Raw genomic sequence first — 16,408 nt, 5'->3', positions numbered from 1 at the left:
AGAAGCCGCCACGGCGGACAGGGGGACGGCGGGACAGGGGACGGCGCAACACCGCGACGACGCAACACGGGGACGGCGCGACACGACAGTGGGACGGTGGCCATGCGCCAAGCCGCACCGTGACGGCGGGCGCGGGGGCGGCGCGGGGGCGGGCGCGACCCGGGGACGGCGCTCATGCACCAAGCCGCACCGTGATAGCGGACGGGTGGCCGAGGGTGGTGTTCGGACGCTCAGCCCCCCGAGAAAGGGGTCAGCCGAACCAGCGTTCCAGCGCCGCCTGGAGGGTCTTCAGCTCCTCGGGTCCGGGGTGGGGCGAGGACGTCGCCCAGGCCACGTAGGAGTCCGGCCGGAGCAGGAGGGCGGTGGCCGCCGGGGCAGGGGGCTCCGGGCGGGCCGTCACGAGGTCCACCGCCGTCGCGTGCCGCCCGGACAGCACTCCCGACAGGCTCTCGGACTCGGTCAGGTCCACGAGCAGGGGCCGCGCGCTCCGGGTCAGCTCCGCGAGCCGGACGGGACCGTCCGCGGTCAGCAGCGACATGTCCGGCGCGAACCGGCCGGCCAGCGAGTGTCCGCCGGACTCCCCCATGTCGTAGCGGACGTCGGCGCCCGCGATGAGCTCGGCGAGGTGCTGGACGTTGTCCCGGTAGCCGAGCAGCTCGGTGAACAGCTCGCGCAGCTCGGTGATGTCGCTGCCCGGGCCGATCAGCGCGGACTGCGCCTGGGCGTTCATGATCATGCGGCGGGCCGCCTGCCGGCGTTCGGTCTCGTAGCTGTCCAGCAGACCGACCGGCGCGCTGCCGCGGAGCTCGGCGGCCAGTTTCCAGCCGAGATTGATCGCGTCCTGCAGCCCGAGGTTGAGCCCCGGGCCGCCGCCGGCGGCGGCGTACACGTGGGCGGCGTCCCCGACCAGGAACACGCGCCGGTCGGAGAACCGTTCGGCCATCCGGGTGTTGCCGCTGGTCAGGCGGCGCAGCACGTGCGGCCCCTCGCCGGCGGGCGGGCCGAGCGGCACGTCGGCGCCGAGCACCCGCCGGACGCTCTCCCGCAGCTCGTCCAGGGTCATCGGGCCGTCGGGCTCCGGCTGGTCCCACTCGGAGGTGTTGATCAGCGGCGAGTGGCCGGGCAGGGGCGCGTACGAGAACCCGCCGCGCTCGGTGCGGTGCGGCAGGAACGGCGGCACGGCCCCGTAGCCGGGCACGTTCAGCGCGCCGGTGGCCGGGTCCACCCACTCCGCGGGAACGGTCGCGTGCGCCGAACGGACGGTCGTCCGGTCGTAGGTGACGCCGGGGAAGCCGATGCCGGCCAGCTTGCGCGTGACGCTGTGCGCCCCGTCCGCCCCGACCAGGTAGCGGGAGCTGAGCTGGTACGTCCCGTCCGGACCCGAGACGTCCACCGTCACCGAGTCGTCGTCCTGCGTCAGGCCGGTGACCTCGTGTTCGCGGCGGATCTCCACGCCGAGCTCGCGGGCGCGCTCCTCCAGCACCCGCACGATGTGGAGCTGCGGCACCGCCAGGCCGTAAACCGGGCTGTCCGCCAGCAGGCTCAGGTCCAGGCCCATCGCGGCGAACATGAAGTACGCGGTGTTCGACTGGGGCGGCCCCTGGCTGCCGCTGAGGCGCTCATAGAGGCCACGGCGGTCGACCATCTTCACGACCTGGCCGAGCAGGCCGTTCGCCTTGGGCTCGGTGCTGGGCGCGGCCAGGCGCTCCAGCACGATGGGGCGGACGCCGGCCAGAGCCAGCTCGCAGGCCAGCATCAGCCCGTTCGGGCCGCCGCCGGCGATGACGACGTCATTGATCATGGTGCTCTCCTCTGTCAGACGGAACGGGAAGGCCAGCGGTAAGCCGGTCGAACACCTCGCGCAGCACCTGGTCGAGCGGGGTCGGGTGCTCGGCGCGCAGGCAGTGCTCGATGGCCACGGCGCTGCCGGCGCCGATCACCGCGGCGACCAGTTTCGGGTAGACGTCGCGCGTGGGATCGACGCCGGTGCGCTCGGCGATCGCCCTGGCGAGTTCGTCCTGCGCGACCGCGTTCGCCTTGAGCACCTCGCCCTGCAGGGCGGGCTCGGCCAGCATGAGAGCGACCCCGTCGCGCCAGCGCCCGAACTCGGCGCCCGCGCTCTCCCCGGCGCTCTCCCCGGCGGCGTCGCCCGCACTGGCACCCGCGCTGTCGTCGACGCTGTCGCCCGGCGCGAAGTTAGCCCGTACCGCGGCCACGATCGACTCCCACAGGGGTTCGCCGGGCGGACTGGCGCGTATCTCGTCCGCGATCCGCAGCGTGCGCTCGACGTGGGCGGCGGCGATGGCCTCCGCCTTGTTCGAGAAGTAGTTACGGAAGGTGCGTACGGACACGTTGGCCGCGGCGGCGATGTCCTCGATGGTGACGTTCTCCCAGCCGCGCTCGACGCACAGGCGGATCGTCGCGAGGCTCAACGCGACTCGGGTCTCCCGTTTCTTGCGTTCACGCAACCCATTACCGGTCGGCATGGTGATCATCGTAACAGATCTTGCCTAAAAGGCAAAGATGCCTTTTCGGCAAGAACACTGCACCCGGGTTTAAGGGGGTCCGGTGAGGCCATGGACCATGGCATGGTGCAGAGACCGCGAGTCGTGGTGGTGGGGGCCGGGTTCGCCGGGCTGGCCGCCACCAAGGAGTTGGCCAAGGCGGGAGCGCTGGTGACGCTCGTCGACCGCAACCCGTACGCGACCTTCCAGCCGCTCCTCTACCAGGTGGCGACCGCCGCGATGAGCAGCGCGGACGTCTCGTACCCCATCCGTACGTTCGCCGCGAAGTGGCCGAACGTACGGACGCGCCGGGCCGCGGTGACCAAGATCCTTCCGGCCGAGCGGCGCGTGGAGCTCGACGACGGCAGCGCGGTCGAGTACGACTACCTCGTCCTGGGCACCGGCGTCACCACCAACTGGCTCGGCATCGAGGGCGCGCAGGAGAACGCGCTGCCGATCTACTCGCTCAGCGACGCGGCGACGTTGCGCCGCCGGTTCCAGCACTACCTGGAGGACACCGCGGCGGGCCGGCGCGAGAGCGTGCACGTCGTGGTGGTCGGCGCGGGCGCGACCGGGGTCGAGATGGCCGGCACGCTGGCCGAGCTGCGGCGGCGCACGCTACCGCTGACGCACCCCGAGATCAAGCCGGACCAGTCCAGCGTGACGCTGGTGGAGCGGTTCGACTACGTGCTGGCGCCGTACAAGGCGAGGCTGCGGGACGCGGCGGCGCGGGCGCTGCGCCGGAGAGGGGTGCGGATGCGGCTGGGTTCGACGGTGGCCTCCGTCGAGCCGGACGCGGTGGTGCTGTCCGACGGCACGCGGCTGCCGAGCGACGTGACCGTGTGGGCGCTCGGCGTCACGGCGCCCCAGCAGGTCGGTGACTGGGGCCTGCCGCAGGGCAAGGGCGGCAGGATCAAGGTGACGGAGGCGCTGAACGTACCGGAGCATCCCGAGATCTTCGTGGCCGGTGACCTGGCGGGGCCGCCCAACCCGCCGCCCCAGCTCGCCCAGCCGGCGATGCAGATGGGCGAGCACGTGGCCACGCAGATCGTCGCGGCCGCCCAGGGGCGGCCGCTGAAGGCGTTCTCCTATCAGGATCCGGGCATCATGGCCACCGTGGGCAAGGCGGAGGCCGTGTTGCAGCTGTCCAACGGGCTCACCATGCGCGGGGTGCCCGCCTGGCTGGTGTGGATCTTCATCCACGTGGCGTACCTGCTGGGCGGGCGCAACCGCGTGACCGTGCTGCTCAACTTCTTCTGGCGCTACTTCGGCCCCCGCCGCTCGGCCGCCAGCGTCACGCAGTGAGCGCCTCCGCCAGCGCCCGCAGGCCGTGGTCGACATCGGCCTCCGGGATGTTCAGCGCCGGGCGCAGACGTACGGAACGGTGCCCGCAGGGCAGCGCCAGCACCCCGTGATCCTCCCTGAGCCGGGTCACCAGCGCGTCGCGCGTGGCATGGTCCGGCAGGTCGAACGCGCACATCAGGCCCCTGCCGCGGACGCTGGAGACCAGCTCGGGGCGCTCGGCCTCGAGCTTGGTGAGGCCGTCGAGCAGCGCGGTGCCGAGCGTGCCGGCGCGCGCGATCAGGCCGTCGCGCTCGACGATCTCCAGGATGCCCCGGCTGCGGACCATGTCCACCAGGCCGCCGCCCCATGTGGAGTTGATGCGCCCACTCTGCTCGAACACGTTCTCCGGCACCAGGTCGACCCGGCGACCCGCCATGATCCCGCCCACCTGGACCTTCTTCGCGAACGCCACCACGTCCGGGGCGAGCCCCAGCTGCTGGTATGCCCAGGGCGTGCCGGTCGTGCCGCCGCCCGTCTGGACCTCGTCGAGAATGAACAGGGCGTCGTACTCGTGACACATGTCCTGCATGGCCCGCAGGAACTCGGGCCGCATGTGGTTGTCGCCGCCCTCGCCCTGGATGGGCTCGGCGATGAAACAGGCGATGTCGTACGGATTCCGCTCGAACGCCTCCCGCGCCTGCGCCAGCGCACGCTCCTCGGCCGCCTCGACGTCGCCGAAGTGGATGGCGGGCACGTCGATCCGCGGCCAGTCGAACTTGGGGAAGCGGTCGGTCTTGCCCGGCTCGGTGTTGGTCAGGCTCAGGGTGTAGCCGCTGCGGCCGTGGAAGGCCTTGGTCAGGTGCAGGACCTTGGTGCCCAGGTCGCGTGAGCGGCCGGCGGCCTCGTTGTGGCGGCTCTTCCAGTCGAAGGCCGTCTTGAGCGCGTTCTCGACGGCCAGGGCGCCACCTTCCACGAAGAACAGGTGCGGCAGCTCCGGATCGCCCAGCACACGGGAGAAGGTGTCGACGAAGTCCGCCAGATGCTCGGTGTAGATGTCGGGGTTCGCCGGTTTGTTCCGGGCGACCTGCCCGAGCAGCCGGATGAAATCGGCGTCGAAGGGTGGGTTCACGCCGAGCGGCGCGGAGGCGAAGAACGTGTAGAAGTCCAGGTAACGGCGTCCGCTCCGGGCGTCGACGAGCCAGGAGCCGTGGCTCTGCTCCAGGTCGAGCACGAGACGGTAGCCGTCGACGAGCAGGTGGCGGGCGAGGCGGGCGTGTACGTCCATGAAGACTCCACGTGCGTCGAAGCGGCGTGTGTTCCTCTTGCCGAGAGGGGCCATACGCATAAAATTTATGGCATACCTACCCTCTGAGTGAAGTTCTTCACGCGGAACGCCAGGGCGATCTCCGCGACGCCGTGCAGGATCGCGAAGACGCCGACCAGCCAGACGAGGCTGAGCAGGCCCGGTACCGGCCAGACGAGCAGCAGGACGCCGAAGATCACCGACAGGACGCCCCCGATGATGAGCATCCACTCGTTGTCGATGGTCTTGCGGAGCCGGATTCCGGCCACGATCTCCAGGACGCCGGTGACGATGGCCCAGAAGGCCACGATGAAGAGCAGGGCGAGCGAGGTGATGCCGGGCCAGATGAAAGTCGCTATACCGACCAATATCCCGACAATTCCGGAAATGATGAGCCAGGCCCTCGACGTGGCCCCGTGCCGGAAGCCGGCGAACAGCTCGAACGCCCCGCTCACCAGCGCGTACGCGCCGAAGACGGCCACCAGCACGAACAGCGTGATCGCCGGCCAGACCAGCGCCAGGAAACCGAAGAGGATGGACGCGAGGCCGCGCAGGAGCAGCAGCCACCATGACCGAGTGATATCTCCCATGCTGACCTGTTTTCCGGGCTATGGACGGAAAGAGACCAGCACAGGGTCAAATGTCGGTGATTAGCAGCGCTAAACGTGTGAATAGACCACAATCGACACCGCGATGTACTGCACCAGGTACGCGGCGACGGTGAGGGCGTGGAAGACCTCGTGGAAGCCGAACCAGCGGGGCGACGGGTCCGGGCGGCGCAGGCCGTACACGATGGCTCCCGCCGAGTAGAAGACGCCGCCGACGGCCACCAGCACGACGGCCGCCACGCCCGCGCCGTGCAGCAACTGTGGCATCACGAAGATCGCCGTCCAGCCCAGCGCCAGGTAGAGAACGGTGTAGAGCCAGCGCGGCGCGCCCATCCACAGCACCCTGAACAGCACCCCGGCCATGGCCCCGCCCCAGATGACGGAGAGCACCGCGACCCGCGCCGCCCCGTCGAGCGCCAGCAGGGCGAACGGGGTGTAGGTGCCGGCGATGATCAGATAGATGTTCGCATGGTCGAACCGGCGCAGGAACTCCGCCAGCCGCGGACCCAGCGTCCCGCGGTGATAGGTGGCCGAGATCCCGAACAACGAACCGGACGTTATCGCGTAAACGGCGGCGGCCAGCCGCGCCTGCAGGGTCGGGCCGAGTGCCACGAGCACGAACCCCGCGACCAGCGCCACGGGCAGCGCTCCGGCGTGCAACCAGCCTCGCAGCCTCGGCTTGACGGTGATGGTCGTCATGAAACCTACGGTACCGTAGGTGCGAAAACCGCTACCGGTGGCGGACCGCTGGACGCGGCCCACCATAGGTTATCTTTTGACCGCTAAAGGCCGTTGAGGAAGCGGGCGGCGATGGGCACGGCGGCCTGGCGCCCCGAGCCGCCGTGCCGTACGAACACGCAGAAGGCCAGGTCGTCCCGGTAGCCGATGAACCACGCGTGCGACCCCTCGCCGTCATCCACCTCCGCCGTCCCCGTCTTGCCCGCCACGCCCTCCGGCAGCCCCATGTCCCTGGCCGTGCCATGATCGACCACGGCGGCCATCATGTCCCTGAGCGCGGCCACGACCTGCCCGTCCATCGGCACGTCCTTGTACGGGGTCCCGTCGATGCGGCGCACTTGCGCCTCCGACAGCAGCCTGGGCGAGCGCCAGGTGCCGCTCTGCACCGCGGCGGCGAGCGCGGCCATGCACAGCGGCGTGGCGACCACCTGGCCCTGGCCGATGGCGTCCGCGCCGAACATGTTCGGGTCGTCGGTGTCCGGCATGGTGCCGCAGGTGCCGCCGATGCCGGTCGCGATCGGCCGCCCGAACCCCCACTCGTCGGCCGTCCGGCGCAGCTGATCCGCGGTCAGCCTGGTGGTGGCCTGCTCGACGAACGTCGTGTTGCAGGAGTAGGCGTACGCGTCGGTGAAGGTGACGAGCCCGCGGTCCACCTTGCCGTCGTTGTCGAAGGGCCGGTTGAAGGGGATCGTGTACGTCCCCGGGCACGGGACCTGCGCCGCCGGGTCGAGCCCGTTCTCCAGCAGCGCCGCCGCGGTGATCGTCTTGAAGACGGAGCCGGGCGGGAAGACGTCGCGTACTGCGCTGTAGTTCTCCTTGAGCCGGTCGGCGAGCGCGACGATCTCGCCGGTGCTCGGCCGGATGGCGATGATCGTGGAGTCCTCGGCCGCGTCCAGCGCCCTGGCGGCGGCGGCCTGGACGTTGCGTGACAGGGTGGTGCGCTCGACGTTCGCCTTGGGCTGGTGGGTCATGAGCTGCCTGACGGGCTGCCCCGGCACCTTCGAGACCAGCTCCCAGCCGTGCCCGGCCTTGGCGAGCTCGGGTTTGAGCTGGTTGAGGTACGAGTCCGCGTAGCTGTCGTTCGGGATCCTGTCGCCCTCGCTGGTGACCAGCTCGGCCGCCGAGGAGTCGATCTTCTCCAGCTTCAGCGTGCCGCCGTCCTTGAGGAGGGGGTGCAGCGTCTCGGGGGCCCATAACACCTTCCACGCCCGGTCCCGTACGGCGAGCCGCAACGTGCTGTCGAACGGCCACGCCCCGAACTCCTCGAGCTGCCGCACCCCCGCGAACGGCACCTCGGCGGCCTCCTCCCCCATGCTCCTCAACCGCCCGGGTGTCAGCTGGATGGAGCTGACGTGCAAGTTCTCCGACAGCCGGTAGTGCTGGGCGGCGAAGTCCCGGGGCGGCTGGTACACCAGGCGCTCCATGCGGGAGACGTCACCCCTGCGCCACGCGTCGAAGTAGGCCGCGGCCGTCTGGGCGGCGCTGCCCTTGACCCCGTTCGATGCCATGACAGCGAATGCACCCGCCCCAACTACCGCCAACAGCGCGATAACGAGCACAATCAGCCTTCGTCGTCGCATACGGTTTCTCCCAGGAGGGGATCAGCTTGGCACGTGGACAGCGGGAACCGATGCCTGGCCGGTATCCGGTGACGTTCGGCGAGATCGAGCTGCTCCGGGACCTGGACAGGCAGGACGGCTGGGTGCTGTCCAAGGATGGCGTACCTCAGTCGTACGTTGATCTACAAGACCCGACATTTCTGGAATTCGAGTATGTCCGGCTCATGGCGGATGTGATCGACCTTCTCCCCGACGGACCGCTGAGCTGCGTACACGTGGGCGGGGGCGCCTGCACCATCCCCCGCTACATCTCCGCCACCCGCCGCGACTCCCGCCACATCGTCATCGAGCCCGACGGCCTGCTGGTCAATCTCGTACGCGAGCAGCTGGACCTGCGGTCGGTGCCCAAGCTGAAGGTCATCGTCGAGGGCGGCCGGGAGGGCACCGCCAAGATCTGGGACGCGTCGGCGGACCTGGTGGTGCTGGACGCCTTCACGGGGGCGACGATGCCGGTGGAGCTGGCCACGACGGAGTACATGGGCGACCTCGCCAGGGTCCTCCGGCCGTCCGGCACCCTGCTGATCAACATGGCCGACGGAAAGGGCCTGGCCTTCTCCAGGCGCCTGCTCGCCACGGTGACGGGCACGTTCGGCCACGTGGCCCTGCTGGCGGAGCCGGGCATCATGCGCGGCCGCCGCTTCGGCAACCTGATCGTGGCGGCCTCGCGTACGGCCCTGCCCGTCGACCTGCTGACCCGCCGCGCGGCGGGCGGTCTCACGCAGGCGAGATGCGTGCACGGGGAGGCGCTGACGAAGTTCGTCGCGGGCGCCGCCCCCATCAAGGACGGCGACCCGGTCCTGGCCCCGGTCCCCCCACCCGCCGTCTTCGGCTGAGCCCGCATGCTCGTGGGCCTCTCGGCAACCTCCTCGTAGTCATCGTCGGGGTACGGGGATCAGCGGCCCCGGCTCGGCACCGGGGTCAACCATGACTGATATCGGGGATCCTCGCCCCGCACCGCGGCCTGGTAGGCGGCGCTGAGCTTCGAGGTCACCGGGCCCGGCCCGTCCAGTTCGCGGCCGTCGACGAGAGCGACAGGCACGATCTCCGCGGCGGTCCCGCACACGAACACCTCGTCGGCCGCGTACAGCGCGGAGCGCGGCAGGTCACGCCGCTCGACGGCGATTCCGAGGTCGGTGGCCAGCCGTACCACTGTGTCCTGGGTGATCCCGTCGAGGGCGCCCGCGCTCGCGGGTGGCGTGGCGATCACCCCATCGCAGACCACGAACAGATTGGCCGCCGTGCACTCGCTGATGTGGCCGGCGGTGTTGAGAAGTACGGCGTCGTCGTATCCGGCTTCGACGGCCTCGTTCTTGGCCAGGGCCGAATTGAGGTAGGGCCCGGTGGCCTTGGCCGCCGAGGGCACGGTGGTGGGGTCCACGCGCCGCCAGGAACTGGTCATCAGCCTCAGCCCCGAGCGGAGCAGGGGGCTCCAGTCCCAGGTGGCGATCGAGGTCACGACGGGGTTCGCGGTGCCCGCCGGTCCCATCTCGCCGTAGCCACGGTGCGCCAGGTGACGGATGTAGCAGGCCCGGTGCCCGTTGGCCGCGACGGTCTCCAGAGTGGCCGCGCGCATCTCGTCATAGGTGTACGGCAGCCGCAGGCCGATCATCCTGGCGCTGCGGCGGAGCCGCATCAGATGCTCGTGGAGCCGGAACACCGCCGGCCCCGCCGCGGTCTCGTAGACCCGCGTGCCCTCCAGCACGCCGGTGCCGTAGTGCAGGGCGTGCGTGAGCACGTGAACACGCGCCTCCGCCCACGGCACCAGGGCGCCGTCCATCCAGATCCAGTCACTCTCACGCATGTGGCTCACCGCTTTGTGCCAATTGAACAGAGAATGGCAACGTATCAATCGATAGTTTGATCCAACAAGTGGGGGACAATGGAACGGTGGACGACCCGAACCAGCTCGCCGCCCTCCTACGCGACCGGCTCCGGCTACATGAGGGCCCGCCCAGCCGCAGGCTGGCCGGGGCGATCGCCGACCTCGCCGAGACCGGCACCCTGCTCCCCGGCACCCGGCTGCCGTCGGAACGCGACCTGGCCGCAGCGGTGGGGATGAGCCGGGGCACGGTCGCCGTCGCACTCAACGCGCTGTGCGAGCGCGGCCTGTGCGAACGCCGTCAGGGCAGCGGCACCTACCTGACGGCGACCGCATCCTTCACCGGCCTGCTGACGAGCGGACCGGTGCTCGCCGACCTGTCCGCCTCGGTCGTCCCCGACCCTTCGCATCTGCTGCTGCCTCCCCTGGACACCGCCGACCTGCTGCGCACACCCTCGGGACACGGCTACGACCCCCAGGGCGACCCGCGGTTGCGTGCGCTGCTCGGCGGCGACGTGCTCATCACCACCGGGGCCCAGCAGGGGATCGACCTGGCCGCGCGAGCGCTGCTGCGCCCCGGTGACCGCGTGCTGGTCGGCGATCCGACGTACGGCGGCGCGCTGGGCGTCTTCCTGCGGGCCGGAGCGGTGGCGGTGCCGGTCGACCTGAGCGACGAGCGAGCCGTCGCGGAGGCCATCCGACGCCACCGGCCGGCCCTGGCGTTCGCGGTCAGCGTCGACAACCCCACCGGCGCGCTGCCCGACCTGCGACCGCTCGCCGCGCTCGCCGCCGCCGGCGAGGTGACGCTGCTCGAGGATCGCACGCTCGCGTCACTGGTCTTCGAGGACGGCCCGCCCACGCCACTGGCCGAGATCCACCCGTACGGCACGGTCACCGTCGGCTCGCTGTCCAAGGTGCTGTGGGGCGGGCTGCGGGTGGGCTGGCTGCGCGCCGCGCCGCCGCTGCTGGCCCGGCTGGCCGAGCAGAAACTGGACGCCGACCTGGCGAGCAGCGCGGTCTCCCAGCGGCTGGCGGCCGAGTTGCTCGAACGCAATCCGGTCGAGCCGTGGCTGGCCGAGCTGGCGCGCCGCCGTGATCATCTGTCCGCCGCGCTGGCCACCGCGCTGCCGGAGTGGGACTGGACACCGCCGGCGGGCGGGCTCTCCCTGTGGGTGCGCCTGCCCGGCACCGACGCCACACACTTCGCCGACATCGCCCGCGAGCACGGGGTGGCCGTGGCACCTGGCCCGATGTTCTCGCCCGACGGACGTCACCGCGACCGGATCAGGATCAGCTTCGCCCTGCCGCCCACCCTCCTCGACCAGGCGGTGTCCCTGCTCACCCGCGCCTGGTCCGCCCGCTAGGGACGATATGACACTCGCCTCTGCTCGACCGGGGGCTAGCCGAAGATCAGTCTCCGGCAGCTTCGTGGAACCCGAGCTGGCAATTTATGGAAGTACGTAATAAAGTGTTCCTTCATTATGAAGATGGAACATGATTCAACCGGATTGCTCTACGACCCCCTGGCCAGAGCCGCCATGAGCGAGTTCGCGGAAGACGACATCCTGCCGTTCGAGGCCGCAGCCGCCGTGCGCACGGCCTTTCAGGCCATCGAACGCATGCGCTCCCACGGCAGCGAGGGCCGCGGGCTCAGCTCGGGGGCGATGGACGTGCTGCTGCGGCTGAGCGCCGCCGGCGACGAGGGCCGCAGCATCGGGGAGCTGGCCCAGTCGGCGGGCGTGAGCTCGAGGAACGTGACCGGGCTCGTCGACACTCTGGAGAAGGACGGGCTCGTCCGGCGGGTGCAGGACCCGCGCGACCGCCGGTCGGTGCTGGCCCGGATCACCCCTGACGGGCGGGCCTGGATCGAGGCGTTCAGGAAGCCGTCGCAGCTCGCCATGGCGGCGATGTTCCGGGGGTTCTCGCCTGAGGAGCTGGCCTCGCTGCGCCACCTGTGCCTGCGGCTGGCCGACAACCAGCAGCGGCTGGCCGAGCACCTGAGCGCCCAGGAGGCCCGATGAGCGCGCGCGAGGTCGTCAGGGCCTATCACGACGCCCGCTTCCGGGGCGACGTGGCCGCCGCCGCGGCGCTGGCCGGCGAGCCGTTCTCGTTCCGGAGCCCGTTCATCGAGTCCGCGGACCCCGCCGGGCACCTGGCGGGGCTGGAGGGGTTCCTGCGGGTGGTGACGGAGGTAGAGATGATCAGCGAGCTGTACGGCGAGTCGGAGGCGACGCTCGTCTACGACGTGCACACGGCGACGCCCGCCGGGATCCAGCGGACGGCCGAGCACTTCAGGCTGCGCGACGGCAGGATCAGCTCGATCATGCTGATCTTCGACGCGGCGCCGTGGCAGCCGATGGCGGCGGCGATCAGGTGAGCGGCATGGCGGCCGCCGTCTGGCGCCAGATCTTGCCGTCCTTGATCACCAAGGTGCCGTACGTGGTGACGCGGTTGCCGTTGATCGTCATCAGGGCGTTGTAGAAGATCACGTCGTCGGTCGTCCGCGCCGAGACGACCTCGTCGACCCGGGGCTCCACCGAGAAGTACGCCGCGAACAGGTCCTTGATCTCGGCGAGTCCCCGGGCGACGCGGTCGAAGCGAACGACCGTGGCGTCGTCGTGATACTGGCTCAGCAGGGCCTCCAGGTCGCGGTCGGCGATGGCGGCAAGCTGGCGGTCGAACAGGTCCTCGGGGGTCATGCGGCACCTTCCGGCTGTGGTCGGTTCATCAGGTCGTACGCCACCTGCGCCGCCGCGTACAGGAGGATGAGCGGGAGCGCGGCCACGACGGGAAGCGCCGAGGTGGCGAGCGTGAGGGCCGCCGCGGCGAGGCGGATCATGCCGGCGCGCCTGTCGGACGAGCATAGGTGCTGCAGGCCGAGTACGGCGAGCACCAGGGCGCCGGGCACCCCGACGGACCAGCTGGTCGACGGCGGGTGCTCGATCGCGTGCTCGATCCCGATCCCGAACGCCACCAGGCCCAGCGAGAGCGGCAGGTGCGCATAGACCCACACCTGGCCGGCCAGCTGGGTACGGAGGACAACGGACTCGTCGATGTGGCCGAAGTAGAGCCACCAGAAGCCCATCGCGATCGCCACCCCCGCCAGGGCGATCAGCAGCGTGCCCGGCGTGACGTCGTGGCCCTTCAGCCCGACGACCACCGCGGCCACCACCTCGCCGAGCACGATCACCACGAACAGGCCGAAGCGCTCCGGCAGGTGCTCGGTCTGCGGCGGCAGCTTGCCCTGGTGGCGCCTGCCGAGGAGGGGCGTGGCGAGGTCGATCAGGAGCGCGACACCCCAGAACGCGTAGCGCAGGGGCGGGTCGACGGCGAGCGAGGCCAGCCAGATGAGCACGGCCACCGAGAAGCCGACGGCGTAGTGGACGGTCAGCGGCCTGGCCTCGGGGACGTGGCGCCCGGCGCGGAGGTAGGCCACGATGAGCAGCACCCTGGCCACGGCGTAGGAGACGGCGAAGAGCGCCGAACGCTGGCCGATGTCACTCACGCTCGCCGCCATCGTCGCCACGGCCAGGATCTGCGGCAACGCGAGCAGCCGGTGGCTGACGTCGTCGGTGTCGAACCTGTTGGCGTAGAAGACGTATCCCGCCCAGGCCCACCAGATCGGCACGAACAGGCCCACGAACGTCAGCAGGCTCCCGGTGAGCACGTCGGCCAGCTCGGCGACGGCCACGACGAAGACGAGGTCGTAGAGTAGCTCGAGCCAGGTCGCCCGGCGGTGCGCATCTTCAAACAGCCGTAATCTGGGTGGCTGCCACTGGGTCACGACTACTCCCAACTTCGCTATGTAATTGTGTAATTATGCCCGGTTTATGGGGCGCTTAGGATCCCTTTTTCAGGGTCAGGCAGGCCACGCGAACCCCCGCCGTGCCCACCCCCGGGCCCGAGGTCTTGGTGGCCTCGGAGTGGAGGACGAGCGAGCCGGGCAGCTCGCGCGGGTCGAGGGCCCAGTCGTTGCGCGCGGTCGAGCGGCCCGCGCCCTCGCCGTCGGTGGTCACGTCGAGCCAGACCTCGCTGCTCGGGCTGACCTCACCGCGGCGGTGCTGGTAGTGGGGCCCCGAATCGTCGGGCTTGGCGCCGCAGGGCTTGGTGTGGAGGTGAGCGCCGTAGCGGTGGTGGGGCAGCATGCCCTCGACCACGAGAGAGGTGCGGGTCGCGCTGCCGGACGACTCGACGGTCGCGCTGGCCTGGGCTCCCTTCGGGACCAGCTTGCTGTCGTACACGATGGCGGAGGTGTCGGTGGGGCCGAACTCTCCCCCGCCGGACAGCTTGATCCCGCCGGTCGGCGAGACCTCGCTGGAGCTCGCGAAATTCTGGACCGGGGCGGGCGGCCCCGCGCAGGCTGCGGTGAGCAGGACGAGCAGGAGTGCGGGCACGCGCATGAGACCCTCCATGGTTCGAGCCCTGACGGCACTGCGGGCTCCGGGAGAGCACCCACTCTAACGAGTAATCGTCCTGCTACGGTTCGTATTCGGGATCAGGCGCCGTGTTTCGCCGCGATGTCGTCGATGATCGCGGCCAGCGTGAAGTCGAGATCGGTGAGGCCGCCCTGGTCATGGGTGGTGAGGGTCAGATGGAGAGTGCGCCAGCGGATGTCGATGTCGGGATGGTGATTGAGCTCCTCGGCCTTCACCGCGATCTCGTCGACGATGCGGATGGCGGTGGGGAAGTCGGGCGCGGTGACCGTGCGCCGGATCTCGTCGCCCTCGCGCCGCCATTCGGGCAGGTTCTTGTCCATGGGCGCCACGTTACTTCAGCGCCCCCGAGCTGAGCCCCGACTGGATCTGGCGCTGGAAGATGATGTAGACGACCATGACCGGCAGGATCGTCATGCTCAGGGCGGCGAACAGGCCCGGCCAGTCCGCCTCGTACCCCGCCAGGGTCGAGATCTTGGCGATGCCCTGGGTGAGCACCCATTTGTTCGGGTCCCCGGCCAGGAGGACCAGGGGCAGGAGGTACTGGTTCCACTGGCCCAGGACGTTGAAGATCGTGATGCTGATCAGGCCGGGCCTGGCCATGGGGACCATGATCTGGAAGAACGTGCGGGTGTGCGAGGCGCCGTCGATCATTGCGGCTTCGGCGACGGTTTCCGGCAGTGTCCTGAAAAATGCTGCCAAAAAGAACACGGTGAAAGGGAGGGAGTACGCGATGTAGACGAGGATGAGCCCGACATGGGAGTCCAGCAGGCCGAGCTGCTTGACGACGAAGAAGAGCGGCCCGAGCGCCAGGAAGACCGGGAACGCCAGCCCGGCCACGAAGTAGTAGTAGATCAGCTTGTTGCCGATGAACTGATAGCGCGCCAGCACGTACGCCGCCATCGACCCGAACAGCATCGTGCCCGCGGTGCCGAAGAAGACGACGATGACGGTGTTGAGCATGTACTGCCCGACGTGCGCCTTGTCCCAGGCCCTCCCCCACGAGTCCAGCCGCAGCGCCCCCGGGAGCTGCAGCGGATCCCCGAAGATCTCGGTGTTGCTCTTGAACGACGCCAGGAACGTCCAGAGCAGCGGCAGGATGATCAGCAGCGCCCAGACGGCCAGCGCGATGTGCGAGAGCCCGGCCAGCACACTGGGGCGCGGGGGGCGGTTTCTTGCCATGTCTAGAGCTCAACCCTCTCGCGCCTGGTCGTACGCAAGGTCAGCACGGCGAACGTCACAGTGAGGAAGAACAGCGCCACACCCATCGCGGACGCGTAACCGACCTTGTTGTAGGCGAAGGCCGTCTTGTAGATGGTCACAGGGAGAATGGTCGTCGCGCCGTCCGGCTCGCCCTTGTCGCCCGCCAGCACCTGCACCAGCGCGAACCCGTCGAAGGCCGCGATCCCCAGATAGATCCAGCCGACCTGGACGGTGTCGCGCAGCAGCGGCAGCGTTATCGAGAAGAACAACCGCACGCGCCCGGCGCCGTCCAGTGCCGCGGCCTCGAAATAGTCCTTGGGAATGGCCGCCATGCCCGCCGAGAACAGCACCACGTAGAACCCGACGCCCTGCCAGACCATCACCGCGATGATCGACCAGAGGGCCAGGCCCGGCTCGGTGAGCCAGCCGACGGGCGCGGCGCCGAAGACGGCGAGCACGCCGTTGAGCACGCCGTCCGCGTCCGGCCGGTAGACGGCCTGGAAGAGCACGCCGACCACGGCCACGGCCAGGACCTGGGGGAAGAAGAAGACCACCCGGTAGAACGTCGACCCCCACACCCCTCTCATCCCCGCGCCGCGCGGGCCGCCGCCCAGGTTCAGCAGGAACGACAGGAACAGCGCGATCACGATCGTCGCGATCGGCAGGACGAGCAGCATGATCCCGTGGTTGCGCAGGGCCTGCCAGAACACCTCGTCATCGAAGAGCCGGCCGAAGTTCTCCAGCCCCACGTACCGCACGGCCGAGCTGTACCCGTTCCAGCTGGTCAGGGAGAGCTGGAACGCCTGGACGTACGGGCTGATGACGAAGACCGAATAGAGCGTGATCGGGACGACGAGAAACCCGGCGACGAACCCGTACTTGCGCAGCCGCTCCATC

At 69.9% G+C, this 16,408-nt stretch carries 18 protein-coding genes; 5 read left to right on the top strand and 13 right to left on the bottom strand.

The window, feature by feature from the left end; translation table 11 throughout:
* Nucleotides 1-250: 250 nt before the first annotated feature.
* Together AB0H84_RS24045 and AB0H84_RS24040 are read right to left on the bottom strand one after the other, a co-directional pair.
* Nucleotides 251-1,801, bottom strand: coding sequence for an FAD-dependent monooxygenase (locus AB0H84_RS24045; RefSeq protein WP_357608074.1), 1,551 nt, complete (start codon nt 1,799-1,801; stop codon nt 251-253).
* Nucleotides 1,791-2,486: a TetR family transcriptional regulator gene (locus tag AB0H84_RS24040; RefSeq protein WP_357608071.1), complete on the bottom strand. Its 696-nt coding sequence runs from the start codon at nt 2,484-2,486 to the stop codon at nt 1,791-1,793. Before AB0H84_RS24040 ends, AB0H84_RS24045 begins: the two co-directional genes overlap by 11 nt.
* Nucleotides 2,487-2,588: 102 nt before the next feature.
* Here AB0H84_RS24040 and AB0H84_RS24035 point away from each other — a divergent pair, with 102 nt between their 5' ends.
* Nucleotides 2,589-3,809, top strand: a complete 1,221-nt coding sequence (locus AB0H84_RS24035; RefSeq protein ID WP_357608070.1) for an NAD(P)/FAD-dependent oxidoreductase — start codon at nt 2,589-2,591, stop codon at nt 3,807-3,809.
* Here the strand turns inward: AB0H84_RS24035 and lat are convergent.
* The 4 genes from lat to AB0H84_RS24015 form a co-directional block, all read right to left on the bottom strand.
* The gene (gene lat / locus AB0H84_RS24030) at nt 3,799-5,073 is read right to left on the bottom strand and encodes an L-lysine 6-transaminase (RefSeq protein WP_357608067.1); all 1,275 of its coding nucleotides are present in this window, start codon (nt 5,071-5,073) and stop codon (nt 3,799-3,801) included. The two genes, AB0H84_RS24035 and lat, sit on opposite strands and share 11 nt — an antisense overlap.
* Nucleotides 5,074-5,138: 65 nt before the next feature.
* Nucleotides 5,139-5,681 (bottom strand): HdeD family acid-resistance protein, encoded by a 543-nt coding sequence (locus AB0H84_RS24025; RefSeq protein WP_357608064.1) that lies wholly within the window; start codon nt 5,679-5,681, stop codon nt 5,139-5,141.
* Between the two features lie 69 nt (nt 5,682-5,750).
* Nucleotides 5,751-6,398, bottom strand: coding sequence for a hemolysin III family protein (locus tag AB0H84_RS24020; protein ID WP_357608061.1), 648 nt, complete (start codon nt 6,396-6,398; stop codon nt 5,751-5,753).
* An 83-nt stretch (nt 6,399-6,481) separates the two neighbouring features.
* Nucleotides 6,482-7,945: a penicillin-binding transpeptidase domain-containing protein gene (locus tag AB0H84_RS24015; RefSeq protein WP_357608058.1), complete on the bottom strand. Its 1,464-nt coding sequence runs from the start codon at nt 7,943-7,945 to the stop codon at nt 6,482-6,484.
* A gap of 122 nt (nt 7,946-8,067) precedes the next feature.
* On the opposite strand from AB0H84_RS24015, the gene AB0H84_RS24010 reads away from it, so the two are divergent.
* On the top strand, nt 8,068-8,889 hold the full coding sequence (locus tag AB0H84_RS24010; protein WP_357608056.1) for a fused MFS/spermidine synthase: 822 nt from the start codon (nt 8,068-8,070) through the stop codon (nt 8,887-8,889).
* Nucleotides 8,890-8,948: 59 nt separating this feature from the next.
* On the opposite strand, the gene AB0H84_RS24005 is transcribed toward AB0H84_RS24010, so the two are convergent.
* A complete protein-coding gene (locus AB0H84_RS24005) occupies nt 8,949-9,857 on the bottom strand; it encodes a branched-chain amino acid transaminase (protein ID WP_357608053.1) in 909 nt (302 codons plus the stop codon).
* An 86-nt stretch (nt 9,858-9,943) separates the two neighbouring features.
* On the opposite strand from AB0H84_RS24005, the gene AB0H84_RS24000 reads away from it, so the two are divergent.
* From AB0H84_RS24000 to AB0H84_RS23990, 3 genes are all read left to right on the top strand, one after another.
* Nucleotides 9,944-11,239 (top strand): PLP-dependent aminotransferase family protein, encoded by a 1,296-nt coding sequence (locus tag AB0H84_RS24000; protein WP_357608050.1) that lies wholly within the window; start codon nt 9,944-9,946, stop codon nt 11,237-11,239.
* Nucleotides 11,240-11,362: 123 nt separating this feature from the next.
* Nucleotides 11,363-11,896 carry a MarR family transcriptional regulator gene (locus AB0H84_RS23995; RefSeq protein WP_357608047.1) on the top strand — a complete coding sequence of 178 codons (534 nt, stop codon included), beginning with the start codon at nt 11,363-11,365 and terminating at the stop codon, nt 11,894-11,896.
* A complete protein-coding gene (locus AB0H84_RS23990; RefSeq protein ID WP_357608044.1) occupies nt 11,893-12,252 on the top strand; it encodes a hypothetical protein in 360 nt (119 codons plus the stop codon). The genes AB0H84_RS23995 and AB0H84_RS23990 overlap by 4 nt, the downstream gene beginning before the upstream one ends.
* Here the strand turns inward: AB0H84_RS23990 and AB0H84_RS23985 are convergent.
* The 6 genes from AB0H84_RS23985 to AB0H84_RS23960 form a co-directional block, all read right to left on the bottom strand.
* Complete coding sequence (locus AB0H84_RS23985; protein WP_357608041.1) at nt 12,245-12,574, bottom strand: nuclear transport factor 2 family protein; 330 nt, start codon at nt 12,572-12,574, stop codon at nt 12,245-12,247. The genes AB0H84_RS23990 and AB0H84_RS23985 overlap by 8 nt on opposite strands.
* Entirely contained in the window at nt 12,571-13,659 is a 1,089-nt protein-coding gene (locus tag AB0H84_RS23980) for a low temperature requirement protein A (protein WP_357608037.1), read from the bottom strand. The genes AB0H84_RS23985 and AB0H84_RS23980 overlap by 4 nt, the downstream gene beginning before the upstream one ends.
* A 55-nt stretch (nt 13,660-13,714) precedes the next feature.
* Nucleotides 13,715-14,275: a superoxide dismutase family protein gene (locus AB0H84_RS23975; RefSeq protein ID WP_357608034.1), complete on the bottom strand. Its 561-nt coding sequence runs from the start codon at nt 14,273-14,275 to the stop codon at nt 13,715-13,717.
* Between the two features lie 95 nt (nt 14,276-14,370).
* The gene (locus AB0H84_RS23970; protein WP_357608032.1) at nt 14,371-14,631 is read right to left on the bottom strand and encodes a 4a-hydroxytetrahydrobiopterin dehydratase; all 261 of its coding nucleotides are present in this window, start codon (nt 14,629-14,631) and stop codon (nt 14,371-14,373) included.
* A 10-nt stretch (nt 14,632-14,641) separates the two neighbouring features.
* The gene (locus AB0H84_RS23965; protein WP_357608029.1) at nt 14,642-15,490 is read right to left on the bottom strand and encodes a carbohydrate ABC transporter permease; all 849 of its coding nucleotides are present in this window, start codon (nt 15,488-15,490) and stop codon (nt 14,642-14,644) included.
* 2 nt (nt 15,491-15,492) lie between these two features.
* Nucleotides 15,493-16,407 carry a sugar ABC transporter permease gene (locus AB0H84_RS23960; RefSeq protein ID WP_357608026.1) on the bottom strand — a complete coding sequence of 305 codons (915 nt, stop codon included), beginning with the start codon at nt 16,405-16,407 and terminating at the stop codon, nt 15,493-15,495.
* Nucleotide 16,408 lies beyond the last annotated feature (1 nt).

This window comes from Nonomuraea sp. NPDC050786 (assembly GCF_040654115.1).
Classification (GTDB): Bacteria; Actinomycetota; Actinomycetes; order Streptosporangiales; family Streptosporangiaceae; genus Nonomuraea.
The sequence above is the reverse complement of the archived record's forward strand: the minus strand, read 5'-3'. Positions and strand labels throughout refer to the sequence as shown.

Coding starts and splice junctions, on each gene's coding strand:
- AB0H84_RS24045 (WP_357608074.1), bottom strand. CDS start 1,801: ATGATCAATGACGTCGTCATCGCCGGCGGCGGCCCGAACGGGCTGATG.
- AB0H84_RS24040 (WP_357608071.1), bottom strand. CDS start 2,486: ATGCCGACCGGTAATGGGTTGCGTGAACGCAAGAAACGGGAGACCCGA.
- AB0H84_RS24035 (WP_357608070.1), top strand. CDS start 2,589: ATGGTGCAGAGACCGCGAGTCGTGGTGGTGGGGGCCGGGTTCGCCGGG.
- lat (WP_357608067.1), bottom strand. CDS start 5,073: ATGGACGTACACGCCCGCCTCGCCCGCCACCTGCTCGTCGACGGCTAC.
- AB0H84_RS24025 (WP_357608064.1), bottom strand. CDS start 5,681: ATGGGAGATATCACTCGGTCATGGTGGCTGCTGCTCCTGCGCGGCCTC.
- AB0H84_RS24020 (WP_357608061.1), bottom strand. CDS start 6,398: ATGACGACCATCACCGTCAAGCCGAGGCTGCGAGGCTGGTTGCACGCC.
- AB0H84_RS24015 (WP_357608058.1), bottom strand. CDS start 7,945: ATGGCATCGAACGGGGTCAAGGGCAGCGCCGCCCAGACGGCCGCGGCC.
- AB0H84_RS24010 (WP_357608056.1), top strand. CDS start 8,068: ATGCCTGGCCGGTATCCGGTGACGTTCGGCGAGATCGAGCTGCTCCGG.
- AB0H84_RS24005 (WP_357608053.1), bottom strand. CDS start 9,857: ATGCGTGAGAGTGACTGGATCTGGATGGACGGCGCCCTGGTGCCGTGG.
- AB0H84_RS23995 (WP_357608047.1), top strand. CDS start 11,363: ATGGAACATGATTCAACCGGATTGCTCTACGACCCCCTGGCCAGAGCC.
- AB0H84_RS23990 (WP_357608044.1), top strand. CDS start 11,893: ATGAGCGCGCGCGAGGTCGTCAGGGCCTATCACGACGCCCGCTTCCGG.
- AB0H84_RS23985 (WP_357608041.1), bottom strand. CDS start 12,574: ATGACCCCCGAGGACCTGTTCGACCGCCAGCTTGCCGCCATCGCCGAC.
- AB0H84_RS23975 (WP_357608034.1), bottom strand. CDS start 14,275: ATGCGCGTGCCCGCACTCCTGCTCGTCCTGCTCACCGCAGCCTGCGCG.
- AB0H84_RS23970 (WP_357608032.1), bottom strand. CDS start 14,631: ATGGACAAGAACCTGCCCGAATGGCGGCGCGAGGGCGACGAGATCCGG.
- AB0H84_RS23965 (WP_357608029.1), bottom strand. CDS start 15,490: ATGGCAAGAAACCGCCCCCCGCGCCCCAGTGTGCTGGCCGGGCTCTCG.
- AB0H84_RS23960 (WP_357608026.1), bottom strand. CDS start 16,407: ATGGAGCGGCTGCGCAAGTACGGGTTCGTCGCCGGGTTTCTCGTCGTC.